This is a genomic window from Streptomyces sp. NBC_00554 (assembly GCF_041431135.1).
Taxonomy (GTDB): domain Bacteria; phylum Actinomycetota; class Actinomycetes; order Streptomycetales; family Streptomycetaceae; genus Streptomyces.
In genome coordinates this window covers 5,966,098-5,978,589 of record NZ_CP107799.1, presented here as the reverse complement: position 1 = coordinate 5,978,589, position 12,492 = coordinate 5,966,098, and the positions used below count along the sequence as shown (strand labels likewise).

General features: G+C 68.9%; 9 protein-coding genes and 1 tRNA gene. 2 read left to right on the top strand and 8 right to left on the bottom strand.

The window, feature by feature from the left end; genetic code table 11:
- Positions 1 to 168 precede the first annotated feature (168 nt).
- Together OG266_RS26405 and OG266_RS26400 are read right to left on the bottom strand one after the other, a co-directional pair.
- Positions 169 to 1,344, bottom strand: a complete 1,176-nt coding sequence (locus tag OG266_RS26405; RefSeq protein WP_266460504.1) for a 4-hydroxybenzoate 3-monooxygenase — start codon at positions 1,342 to 1,344, stop codon at positions 169 to 171.
- Positions 1,345 to 1,542: 198 nt separating this feature from the next.
- Positions 1,543 to 1,625: transfer RNA gene (locus OG266_RS26400), tRNA-Leu, on the bottom strand.
- A gap of 403 nt (positions 1,626 to 2,028) precedes the next feature.
- Here OG266_RS26400 and OG266_RS26395 point away from each other — a divergent pair.
- Positions 2,029 to 2,799, top strand: coding sequence for an ABC transporter ATP-binding protein (locus OG266_RS26395; protein WP_266460502.1), 771 nt, complete (start codon positions 2,029 to 2,031; stop codon positions 2,797 to 2,799).
- Between the two features lie 77 nt (positions 2,800 to 2,876).
- A complete protein-coding gene (locus OG266_RS26390; RefSeq protein WP_371548768.1) occupies positions 2,877 to 5,405 on the top strand; it encodes an ABC transporter permease in 2,529 nt (842 codons plus the stop codon).
- 58 nt (positions 5,406 to 5,463) lie between these two features.
- Here the strand turns inward: OG266_RS26390 and OG266_RS26385 are convergent, their stop codons facing one another.
- The 6 genes from OG266_RS26385 to eno all read right to left on the bottom strand — a co-directional run bounded on the left by OG266_RS26385 (position 5,464) and on the right by eno (position 12,360).
- Positions 5,464 to 6,750, bottom strand: coding sequence for a class I SAM-dependent methyltransferase (locus OG266_RS26385; protein WP_371548767.1), 1,287 nt, complete (start codon positions 6,748 to 6,750; stop codon positions 5,464 to 5,466).
- A gap of 249 nt (positions 6,751 to 6,999) precedes the next feature.
- Positions 7,000 to 8,403, bottom strand: a complete 1,404-nt coding sequence (locus OG266_RS26380; protein WP_266460496.1) for an NAD(P)/FAD-dependent oxidoreductase — start codon at positions 8,401 to 8,403, stop codon at positions 7,000 to 7,002.
- Positions 8,404 to 8,870: 467 nt separating this feature from the next.
- Positions 8,871 to 9,812, bottom strand: coding sequence for an exopolyphosphatase (locus OG266_RS26375; RefSeq protein ID WP_371548766.1), 942 nt, complete (start codon positions 9,810 to 9,812; stop codon positions 8,871 to 8,873).
- Complete coding sequence (locus OG266_RS26370; protein WP_266460492.1) at positions 9,809 to 10,381, bottom strand: DUF501 domain-containing protein; 573 nt, start codon at positions 10,379 to 10,381, stop codon at positions 9,809 to 9,811. Before OG266_RS26370 ends, OG266_RS26375 begins: the two co-directional genes overlap by 4 nt.
- 110 nt (positions 10,382 to 10,491) lie before the next feature.
- Positions 10,492 to 10,968, bottom strand: coding sequence for a septum formation initiator family protein (locus OG266_RS26365; RefSeq protein ID WP_266460489.1), 477 nt, complete (start codon positions 10,966 to 10,968; stop codon positions 10,492 to 10,494).
- Between the two features lie 105 nt (positions 10,969 to 11,073).
- Complete coding sequence (gene eno, locus OG266_RS26360; protein ID WP_266460486.1) at positions 11,074 to 12,360, bottom strand: phosphopyruvate hydratase; 1,287 nt, start codon at positions 12,358 to 12,360, stop codon at positions 11,074 to 11,076.
- Between the last annotated feature and the right edge of the window lie 132 nt (positions 12,361 to 12,492).

Below are 12,492 nucleotides of genomic sequence, written 5' to 3'. Positions count from 1 at the left end.
GGCGTTGGCTCAAGAGTAATAGGTAGGCAAAGGAAAGAGCCTAGTGCTTGGGGAGGATCTTTCCCTTGTCATGACGCGGAACACGCTACGTGCTGCCCTCATTCCCTGCGACGGAGCACCCAATCCATGACCAACCCGGGACACGGCCGAGACCGGCCGATGATCACTTCAGTCCAGCGGGAACCCGGTGTACCCGTCCGCGAGGTCCGTCTCGGCCGCCCGTGAGCCGACGACCCGTTCCAGCCGGGCGAGCTGGAGGCGGTTCTCGAAGGGGGTCGCGTCGGGGGCGGGGTGCAGCATGGTCGTCATGTCGTACGAGAACCGCTCGGCCTGCCAGACGCGGCGCAGGCAGGTCTCGGAGTAGGTGTCGAGCAGTTCGGCCGATCCGGTGTCCCGGAGCCGGACCAGGGCGCGGGCGAGGGTGACGACGTCGCCGACGGCGAGGTTGAGCCCCTTGGCGCCGGTGGGCGGCACGATGTGCGCGGCGTCACCGGCGAGGAAGAGCCGCCCGTGCCGCATCGGCTCGTGGACGTAACTCCGCATCGGGGTGACGGACTTGGAGGTGATGGGCCCGCGCTCGAGCTGCCACCCGTCCTCGGTCTCGAACCGCCGCTCCAGTTCGTCCCAGATCTCCTCGTCGCCCCATGCCTCGGCGTCCGTTCCCTCGGGCACCTGGAGGTAGAGGCGGGAGACGGTGGGCGAGCGCATGCTCAGCAGGGCGAAGCCGCGGTCGTGGCGGGCGTAGACGAGCTCGTCGTGCGAGGGGGCCACATCGGCGAGGATCCCGAGCCAGCCGAAAGGGTACGTCCGCTCGAAGACGCGGGAGAGGCCGGCGGGTACGGCGTTCCGCGCGACGCCCCAGAACCCATCACACCCCACCACGTAGTCACACTCGAGCACGTCCTCGCGCCCCTCGTGCGTGAACCGGATCCGCGGCCGGTCGCTCTCGGCCCCCTCCACCGCGAGCGCCTCGGCCTCGAAGAGCAGCGGCCCGCCCTCCTTGAGCTGGAGGGCGATGAGGTCCTTGCACACCTCGGTCTGCGCGTACACCATCACGGAGCTGCCCCCGGTGAGCCCGGGAAAGTCGACGCGGTGCCGCTTTCCCTCGAACCGCAGCTCGATCCCGTCGTGCCGCAGCCCTTCCCGGTCCATCCGCTCACCGGCGCCCGCGGCCCGCAGCACGTCGACGGTCCCCTGCTCCAGGATCCCGGCCCGCTGCCGATGCTCCACATAGGCCCGGTCCCGGCTCTCCAGGACCACGGACTCGATCCCCGCGTTGTGCAGCAGCCGCGCCAGCAGCAGCCCGGCCGGCCCGGCCCCGATGATCCCGACGGTGGTACGCATCGGCACGCCCCTTCGCGTTCCTCGACCCAGATACGTTCGCGTTATGTTCGCGTAGTGAAATTTACTTCACCAATTCCTGAACGCGAGTCTCCGACGACGTACGCCCTCTGTCAAGGATTCGGCCGCGCACCGGACTCGGCGGGCCCCGGTCGGAATGTCGCCCGTCGAGACCCGCACCCGTGTCGCAAGTGCGGGAAGTGCCCGGAACCGGACTTGAACCGGTACGCCCGCGAGGGGCAGCGAGGTTTAAGCTCGCCGTGTCTGCATTCCACCATCCGGGCAGGCCATGGGCTCCGCATCGAGGTTCCGAGCCTATCGGGACGCATCGCCCGAACAGCGGGCGGGCGGACCGATGTTGTCTTATTTTATTGATGTCTGAGGGTGCATCAGCACTCGGTACGGACCATCCGCACATGCCAGATAGCCTTTCGGGTGACTTTCGGCTGCGCATGCGGAATGACGGAATTTCACCGTCCGAACAAGCGGCCTCCACGACATTCACCGCACCGGCGGCCGGCGACCCTCAGGGACGGGCCTCATCCCCAGGTATGACACGGGCGCTCCCGGTGCGACCGAAGTCGCCCCCCGGAACCGGAACAGCGGCTGACTACATCGCCCCGAACGGCCACGACGATGGACACACGTCCCCGGAAATCGTCGTCGTCCCGACAGGAGCACCCTCCCGTGACCACCACCCCCATTGCCGACCGGACCACCACGGTGGCCGCACGCGCCACGGAACTCTCCAAGGTCTACGGACAGGGAGAGACCCAGGTGGTCGCCCTCGACCGGGTCACCGTCGACTTCCGGCAGGCCGAGTTCACCGCGATCATGGGCCCCTCGGGGTCCGGCAAGTCCACGCTGATGCACTGCGTGGCCGGACTGGACAGCTTCTCCTCCGGCTCCGTGCGCATCGGCGAGACCGAGCTCGGCTCCCTCAAGGACAAGCAGCTCACCAAGTTGCGCCGGGACAAGATCGGCTTCATCTTCCAGGCGTTCAACCTGCTGCCGACCCTGACGGCCCTGGAGAACATCACGCTCCCGATGGACATCGCCGGCCGCAAGCCCGACAAGGAGTGGCTGGACACCGTCATCAAGATGATCGGCCTCGCCGACCGCCTCAGCCACCGGCCCTCCCAGCTCTCCGGCGGCCAGCAGCAGCGTGTCGCCGTCGCCCGCGCGCTCGCCTCCCGGCCCGACATCATCTTCGGCGACGAGCCCACCGGAAACCTCGACTCCCGGGCCGGCGCGGAGGTCCTCGGCTTCCTGCGCAACTCCGTACGTGAACTGGGGCAGACCGTCGTCATGGTCACCCACGACCCGGTGGCCGCCGCCTACGCGGACCGCGTCATCTTCCTGGCCGACGGCCGGATCGTCGACGAGGTGCACGAGCCGACCGCCGACTCGGTCCTGGACCGCATGAAGCAGTTCGACTCGAAGGGCCGTACGAGCTGACGCCCGCCGGTCCATCGGACCGAGCACCCCTCGTGCCGCCCCGCAGACCTCCTACCTCCCTGGACTGAGACAACCCCATGTTCCGTACCGCCTTGCGCAACGTGCTCGCGCACAAGGCCAGGCTCCTCATGACCGTGCTCGCCGTGATGCTCGGCGTGGCGTTCGTGTCGGGGACCCTGGTCTTCACCAACACCATCTCGGACGCCTACCAGAACAGCTCCGCCAAGGGCTTCGACCAGATCGACGTCGTCATAGAACCGGAGAGCCAGGAGTCCACGGGCGACACGGTCGGCAAGGAGCAGAAGCTCACGCAGGCGCTCCTCGACAAGACCGCCGCGGTCCCCGGTGCCGCCTCCGCCGTCGGCGTCGTCAACGGCTTCACCGCCATCGCCGACAAGGACGGCAAGCTCGTCGGCAGCGGCTTCCAGTCCCAGGGCGGGAACTACTGGCAGGAGAAGGACCCCCGGTACCCGCTGACGGGCGGTCAGGCCCCGCGCGGCCCGAACCAGGTCGCCCTCGACTCCGAGACCGCGAAGCGGGCCGGGTACAAGGTCGGCGACACCGTACGCCTGTCCGTCGACGGGCCCGTCCTCACGCCCACCATCAGCGGCATCTTCACCACCGACGACGGCAACGTCGCGGCCGGCGGCAGCCTCGCCCTCTTCGACACGGCGACCGCGCAGAAGCTCTTCGACTCGGTCGGCACGTACGACGAGATCGACGTGAAGGCGGACGCCGGCACCAGCCAGACCGCCCTCCTTGCCGCGCTCGACAAGGTCGTACCGAAGGACGTCGCCTCCACCACCACGGCCGACAAGGCCGCCGCCGACCAGGCCGAGCAGATCGCCTCGGCGATGAGCGGGATGAAGACGGGGCTGCTGGTCTTCGCCGGTATCGCGCTGTTCGTCGGCACCTTCATCATCGCCAACACCTTCACCATGCTGGTCGCCCAGCGCACCAAGGAACTCGCGCTGCTGCGCGCCGTCGGCGCCTCCCGCAGGCAGGTCACCCGGTCCGTGCTCGTCGAGGCGTTCGTCGTCGGCGCGGTCGCCGCCGTCGCGGGCCTGGTCGCCGGTATCGGCATCGGCGCCGGGATGCGCGCCCTGATCGGCACACTCGGCGCGCCCGTGCCGGACGGCCCGCTGGTGATCTCGCCGGGCACGGTCGCCACGGCCCTGCTCGTCGGCGTCCTCATCACGATGCTGGCCGCCTGGCTGCCGGGCCGCCGCGCGGCGAAGATCCCGCCGGTCGCCGCGATGAGCAGCGTGCACGCCCAGGCGACCACGAAGTCCCTGGTCGTACGGAACACGATCGGCGCCATCTTCGCCGGAGCGGGCATCGCCGTCGTCCTCTACGCGACGACCATGAGCGGCTCGGACGGCCAGGCCCCGATGGGCCTCGGCGCGGTCCTGCTCATCATCGGCGTCTTCATCCTCACGCCGTTGCTGTCGCGCCCGCTGATCGCGGCCGCCTCACCGGTCCTCCGTATCTTCGGGGTCTCCGGCAAGCTCGCCCGCCAGAACTCCGTACGCAACCCGCGCCGCACCGCCGCGACCGCCTCCGCGCTGATGATCGGCCTCACCCTGATCACCGGCATGACGGTGATGGCGGGCAGCCTGCAGAAGTCGATCGACAAGATGGCCAGCTCCGCGATCAAGGCGGACTACGTCGTCTCGATGGCGAACGGCAACTCGCTCTCGCCGGACGTCGAGAAGAAGCTCGCCGGCGTCGACGGGGTCACGGACACCAGCGCGCTGCGCAACTCGCCCTCGCGCATCGACCAGGAGACCGAGTACCTGACGGGCGTCAACGGCGCGTCCATCGCCAAGCTCACCGACCTCACGATGGAGGAGGGCTCGTTCAAGGTCGGCGGCAGCCAGGTCGTGGTCGACGAGGACACCGCCAAGTCGCACGGCTGGAAGGCGGGTTCGGACTTCACGGTCTCCTACGAGGACGGCACGAAGCAGCAGCTGACGGTCGCCGGTGTCTACCAGGGCAACGAGATGATCTCGGGCATCATGCTCGACAACTCGACGCTCACCCCGCACACCACGGACGCCTTCGACATGCAGGTCATGCTGAAGACGTCGAGCGGCGCCTCGGACGCGACGAAGGGCCAGCTGGAGAAGGCCCTCGGCGACAACCCGGCCATCCAGGTCCAGGACAAGAAAGACATCTCCGACAGCATCGCGAGCATGTTCACCCTGATGCTGAACATGCTCTACGGCCTGCTCGCGATGGCCGTCATCGTCGCCGTCCTCGGTGTCATCAACACCCTGGCCATGTCGGTCTTCGAGCGCTCGCAGGAGATCGGGATGCTGCGCGCGATCGGCCTCGACCGCAAGGGCATCAAGCGGATGGTCCGGCTGGAGTCCCTGGTCATCTCGCTCTTCGGCGGCGTACTCGGCATCGGCCTGGGCGTGTTCTTCGGTTGGGCCGCCGGTGAACTGCTCGGCAGCAGCATGGCGACGTACGAACTGGTCCTGCCCTGGGCCAGGATGGGCCTCTTCCTGCTCCTCGCGGCGACGGTCGGCATCCTCGCGGCGCTGTGGCCGGCGCGGCGGGCGTCCCGCCTGAACATGCTGTCGGCGATCAAGTCGGAATAGCAGTACGGCAGATGGGGCCCCGTTCCGCCATGGAACGGGGCCCCATTGCCGTAGCGGATCAGTTCCAGTCACGCGCCCTCAGCGGCATCCCGGACGCGCCGGACGCCTCCGGTGTCCTGACCGCCAGCACCTGGTTGACGCCGATGCGGTTGTGCTCGAAGGCGAGCGCGGAGGCGGCCATGTACAGGCGCCAGACGCGGGCCCGGCCGGGGCTGGTGAGCCGTACGGCCCGCGTCCACTGCTCCTCCAGGTTGACGACCCAGCGGCGCAGGGTGAGGGCGTAGTGCTCACGGATCGACTCCACGTCGCGGACCTCGAAGCCGGCCCGCTCAAGCTGGGTCACCGTGGTGCCGACGGGGGCGAGTTCGCCGTCGGGGAAGACGTACGCGTCGATGAACTCGTCGACGGAGTACGCCGATTCGTCCCGCCGCGGCGGGCGCGCGATCTGGTGGTTGAGCAGCCGGCCGCCGGGCCTCAGCAGCCGGCGCAGCGTCTCGGCGTACTCCAAGTACCGTTCGGCGCCGACGTGTTCGGCCATCCCGATCGACGAGATGGCGTCGTACGGCCCGTCCGTGACGTCCCGGTAGTCCTGCACCCGGATCTCCACCCGGTCGGTGAGCCCCTCGTCCGCGACCCGCTTACGGGCGTACGCGGCCTGCTCCTGCGAAAGCGTCACGCCGACCACGCTCACGCCGTGCTCACGGGCCGCGTGGATGGCCATGGAACCCCAGCCGCACCCGACGTCGAGAAGCCGCTGGCCCGGTTTCAAGTCCAGCTTGCGGGCGATGAGTTCGAGCTTGTCGCGCTGTGCGTCCTCGAGGGAGCCGTCATCCTCCCAGTAGGCGCACGAGTAGACCATCGACGGGCCGAGGACGATCTCGTAGAAGTCGTTCCCCACGTCGTAGTGGTGGCTGATGGCCCGTTTGTCGCTGCGCTTGGTGTGCAGGTGGCGGCGTCTGCGCACCTCCTCGGCGGGCGGGGCGGGCGGCAGCGGCCCGGCCAGCTTCACCAGGCCGCGAAGGGCGGCGCGCACCTCGGAATCCCGCAGCGCCTCCCCGACCCCTCTCGCGCCCTCTCCCCGCTCCCACAGGAGCCCGGACATCAGGTCGAGGGCGGCGTACAGGTCGCCCTCCACTCCGAGGTCTCCGGCGACCCATGCCCTCGCGAGGCCCAGCTCCCCCGGCTTCCACAGCAGCCGGCGCACGGCCCGTCGATTCCGTACGACGAGTACCGGGGCGGCGGGCGGCCCTGCCTCCGAGCCGTCCCAGGCGCGGATGCGCAGCGGTAGTGGGGCTCCCAGCAACTGTTCGACAAGGCTCTTCAGCCGCAGCGCGGCGTCCTGCATGGCGCACACCTCCGTGACGACACTCCCGAACGCTCCAACACCCACGTAAACACCAACATGGTCTTCGCGCAGTCCCCCTTCCGCGTTACGGCTTCGCAAAATACGTGCATGGGCCATGTTTTTGGTGATGCCTCTGCCGTCGCGAAAACGCCGAAGGGGACGCCGGGGAGGGACGCCGGGGGAACGCCGAAGGGGCCTCCCGCACCACGGATGGCGGGAGGCCCCTTCGGGGCGTTCGGTGACCGGAGGTCAGGAGGCCTTGGCCTTCTCCTCGGTCTTGGCGGGCGCTGCGGGCGCGGCAGCGGCCGCCGGGGCGGGCGCGGGCTTGGCGGCCTCGTAGAACTCCTCGCGGGGAGTCTCCATGGCACCGAGCGAGACGACCTCACGCTTGAGGAACATCGCCAGCGTCCAGTCAGCGAAGACGCGGATCTTCCGGTTCCAGGTCGGCATCGCCATGCCGTGGTAGCCACGGTGCATGTACCAGGCGAGACGGCCCTTGACCTTGATCTTCATCTTGCCCATGACGATCATCGCGACGCCCTTGTGGAGGCCGAGACCGGCCACCGCACCCTTGTTGGCGTGCGAGTACTCCTTCTGCGGGAAGCCCCGCATACCGGAGATCACGTTGTCGCCGAGGACCTTCGCCTGACGCAGCGCATGCTGGGCGTTCGGCGGGCACCAGGCGTTCTCGACACCGGCCTTGCGGGCGGCGGCGTCCGGAACCTGGGCGTTGTCGCCCGCGGCCCAGATGTAGTCCGTGCCCTGCACCTGGAGCGTGGTCTGCGTGTCCACGTGACCGCGCGGGCCGAGCGGCAGACCGAAGCGGGAGAGAACGGGGTTCGGCTTGACGCCGGCCGTCCAGACGATCGTGTTGGAGTCGACCTCGAGGCCGTTCTTGAGCACGACGTGGCCGTCGACGCAGGAGTCCATGGAGGTGGAGAGGTAGATCTCCACGCCGCGGCTCTCCAGGTGCTCCTTGCCGTACAGGCCGAGCTTGGGGCCGACCTCGGGAAGGATCTTGTCCGCCGCGTCGACGAGGACGAACCGCATGTCCTCGCGGGACACGTTGGTGTAGTACTTCGACGCGTCACGCGCCATGTCCTCGACCTCACCGATGGTCTCCGCACCCGCGAAGCCACCGCCGACGAAGACGAAGGTCAACGCCTTGCGGCGGACCTCTTCGTCCGTCGTGGAGTCAGCCTTGTCGAGCTGCTCGAGGACGTGGTTGCGCAGGCCGATGGCCTCCTCGATGCCCTTCATACCGATGCCCTGCTCGGCGAGGCCGGGGATCGGGAAGGTGCGCGAGACCGCGCCCATCGCGACGACGAGGTAGTCGAAAGGCAGCTCGTACGCCTCACCCACGAGGGGGGCGATCGTCGCGACCTTGCGGTCCTGATCGATGGTGGTGACCCGACCGGTGAGGACCTCCGCCTTGGGGAGCACGCGTCGCAACGGGACGACGACATGCCGCGGGGAGATGCTGCCGGCGGCGGCTTCGGGGAGGAAGGGCTGGTAGGTCATGTACGACCGGGGGTCGACAACCGTGACGGTCGCCTCTCCGTAGCGCATCTTCTTGAGAATGCGCCGAGCTGCGTACAGGCCTACGTACCCACCGCCTACTACGAGGATCCTGGGACGCTCCGTGGTGCTCATGCCATCGAGTATCCACCTGCCCCAGGGGGGTCGCTCGTGAGCCCCTTCACAAGCATGGGTGGACCCTCTGCTACACTCCGCCGCCCACGTGACTCAGGTCATGGCGCCAGGGGGGAACCACCGTGTGGTGCGGACCGTTGTCAACACCGCGTGAGCTGCCACTCCGCCCCTGCGAGGCCCCTGTGAACCAGCCGAGTCGGCCCCCGTTTCACACGCCCGAAACACACCTCGAACGCTCCGGTGAGCACCCTTCCCGGCCTGGTGAGCCCCCTGGAAGGGCCCTGGGGAAGAAATCCTCGCCCAACAGGGCCGTTTTCCTTGTGAAGAACTTCACGAACTTTTCCGACGGCGCGTCGCCGAGAGGTTTTCCAGGGCCCTGAAGTGCGCTCATACGTTGTCCGACCTGCTCAGGAGAGGCGGATCGGAGGGCCGCAAAGCCCCCCTCACACCACCGCTACGCACCACCGCTACGCGATCGACCAGGCGATCCCGTCGAGGATGTCGTGCTCGCTGACCACGACCTCCGTCGCGCCGATCCGCTCCATGATCGAGAGGAGCACGAGGGCCCCGGCGGCGATGACGTCGACGCGGCCCGGATGCATCGAGGGGATCGCGGCGCGTTCGGCGTGCGTCGAGCCCACCAGGGACTCGGTGATCTCGCGGACGCGGTCGTACGGGACCCGAGAGTGGTGGATGGCGACCGAGTCGTACTCGGGGAGGTTCTGCGCGATCGCCGAGACCGTGGTGACCGAGCCCGCAAGACCGACCAGCGTGTGCGCCTCGCGCAACGGCACGGTCAGCTCCGCGAGGTCCAGGGCCGCCCCGATGTCGGCACGGATCGCCTCAACCTCGGCGGACGTCGGCGGGTCACTGACCTTGCCCTCGTGCACGAGGTGACGCTCGGTCATCCGTACACAGCCGATGTCGACGGAGCGCGCCGCGCTCACATGCTCCTCGCCCACGACGAACTCCGTGGACCCGCCGCCGATGTCCACCACCAGGTACGGCTTGGCGAGGTCGTCCCGGCCGGTCAGCTCCTTGGTGGCGCCGGTGAAGGAGAACTCCGCCTCCTGGTCACCGGTGATCACCTCCGGCTCGACACCCAGGATGTCCAGCACCCCGCGCACGAACTCGTCCCGGTTCTCGGCGTCACGGGAGGCGGAGGTCGCCACGAACCGCAGCCTCTCCGCCCCGTGCTCCTTGATGATCGCCGCGTACTCACGGCAGGCGGCGAAGGTCCGCTCCAGTGCCTCCGGGGCGAGCCGCCCGGTCCGGTCGACGCCCTGGCCGAGCCGCACGATCGTCATACGGCGGTCCAGGTCGACGAGTTCGCCCGTCTCCGGGTCCGCGTCGGCCACAAGCAGCCGGATCGAGTTCGTACCGCAGTCGATGGCGGCGACACGGGTCACTTGGCGGCCTCCTCTGCGGCGGGGGACGCCTCGGCGCCGGGCTGCCGCGAGTCCTCCGAGGACGTCACGCAGGGCCCCTTGCGCCACCACTCCGGCAGCATCGCGATCGCCTCGTCGCCCAGCGGGTTCACGCCCGGACCCGCCGCCAGGGAGTGGCCCACCAGCACATGGAGGCACTTCACCCGGTCCGGCATGCCGCCCGCGCTGGGGAAGCCCTCCAGGACCTCGATGGAGTCACGCCGGGCGATGTAGTCCTCGTGAGCGGCGCGATACGCGGCGGCCAGCTCCGGATCGCTCGCCAGACGGTCCGTCATCTCCTTCATGACCCCGTTGGCCTCCAGCGTGCCGATCGCGGAAGCGGCACGCGGGCACGTCAGGTAGTACGTCGTCGGGAACGGCGTCCCGTCGGGCAGGCGGGGCGCCGTCTCCACCACGTCCGGCTGACCGCAGGGACAGCGGTGCGCGATCGCGCGCAACCCGCGCGGCGGTCGCCCCAGCTGCTGCTTGAAGGCCTCGACGTCCGCGTCGGTCGGCTCGGTGCGCGGGGTGGGCGGCGGTGGCGTTTCCATGCCGTGAGTCACATGTCTTTCTGGTCGGTCGGTCAATCGGTCGGTCTGCCGATTCAGTCAGTCGATCGGCCGGTCGGCCGGCCGGCCGATGAACTGGTCGATCGGTTCGTTCACCGGTCGGCGGCGTCGGCCTTGTCCACACCGTCCCAGACGTTCGCGTACCAGGGACGGTCGGCCGCCCCCTGGCCGGCGCGGGACTGCTTCGCCGCGTCCGGGTCGATCACGATGTAGCCGGTCTCCCCCGGCATCACATAGTGCAGCCGGTCCCGGATCTGCTGCTCCGCGTACGCGTCGTCCTGCCACCGCGCCTTGAGGTCACGCAGCTGCTCGACCCGCGCACGGGCCTGCTCCCGCTGCTGCTGCAGGTCGGCGATCTCGGCGCGCTGGGACACGTACTGCCTTATCGGGTACGCGAGGGCCACGACCAGCGAACAGAGGACGAGGGCGAGGAGCGCCGCCCGCCCGGTGAGCCGCGAGCGGCGCGCCTGACGCTTGGTCTGGGAGCGGTAGACCCGGGCCGCCGTCTGCTCGCCGAGCAGCTTCAGCCTGGTCGCGGTGGAGAACCGGTCCCGGTCCTTCACGGCCATGAGTCCCGCCTCCCCGGTACAAACCCGTCACGTGCGTACGTCCCCGCACACGGTACGGGACCGAGTACGGGGACGTACGTACGACGCTTCCTAAGCCGGTACGGCTCAGCCCTTGAAGCGGGGGAAGGCGCTGCGACCGGCGTACACCGCGGCGTCGTCGAGGATCTCCTCGATGCGCAGCAGCTGGTTGTACTTGGCGACGCGGTCCGAGCGGGCCGGGGCGCCGGTCTTGATCTGACCGCAGTTCACCGCGACGGCGAGGTCGGCGATGGTGACGTCCTCGGTCTCGCCGGAGCGGTGCGACATCATGCACTTGAAGCCGTTGCGCTGCGCCATCTCGACGGCGTCCAGGGTCTCGGTCAGCGAGCCGATCTGGTTCACCTTGACGAGCAGGGCGTTCGCCGAGCCCTCCTCGATGCCACGGGCGAGGCGCTCGGGGTTGGTGACGAACAGGTCGTCACCGACGATCTGGACCTTGTCACCGATCTTCTCGGTGATGACCTTCCAGCCGGCCCAGTCGTCCTCGTACAGCGGGTCCTCGATGGAGACGAGCGGGTACGCGGAGACGAGCTCCTCGTAGTACTCGGTCATCTCGGCGGCCGAGCGGGACTTGCCCTCGAACTCGTACTTGCCGTCCTTGTAGAACTCGGACGCGGCGACGTCGAGCGCGAGCGCGATCTGCTCGCCGGGGATGTAACCGGCCTGCTTGATGGCCTCGACGATGAGGTCGAGCGCTGCGCGGTTGGACTCCAGGTTCGGGGCGAAGCCGCCCTCGTCGCCGAGGCCGGTGGACAGGCCCTTGGTCTTCAGCACCTTCTTGAGGGTGTGGTAGACCTCGGCGCCCCAGCGCAGCGCCTCGGAGAAGGACTCCGCGCCGATCGGGGCGATCATGAACTCCTGGATGTCCACGTTCGAGTCCGCGTGCGACCCGCCGTTGAGGATGTTCATCATCGGAACGGGCAGCAGGTGCGCGTTCGGGCCGCCCAGGTAGCGGAAGAGGGGGAGGTCGCTGGCCTCGGAGGCGGCGTGCGCGACGGCGAGGGAGACGCCGAGGATGGCGTTGGCGCCGAGCGAGCCCTTGTTGTCGGTGGCGTCCAGGTCGAACATCGCCTGGTCGATCAGGCGCTGCTCGGTGGCGTCGTAACCGACGAGCTCCGGGCCGATCTGCTCGATGACCGCGAGGACGGCCTTCTCGACACCCTTGCCGTGGTAGCGGTTGGGGTCACCGTCGCGGAGCTCGATGGCCTCGAAGGCGCCGGTGGAGGCGCCGGACGGGACGGCGGCACGACCCGTGCTGCCGTCATCGAGGCCGACCTCGACCTCGACGGTGGGGTTCCCTCGCGAGTCGAGGATTTCCCGGGCTACGACGACGTCGATGGACGGCACGAGCATCTCCTTCTGGGATGTGACGCGGGTACGCGGGGCTTTTTGGAACCCTGCGGGATGAGCCTAACCGGCTCGGAGCGATCGGCCAGCCGGTCGACCACCCCTTGGGCAGAACACAGGGTAAACATTGTTCCAGAA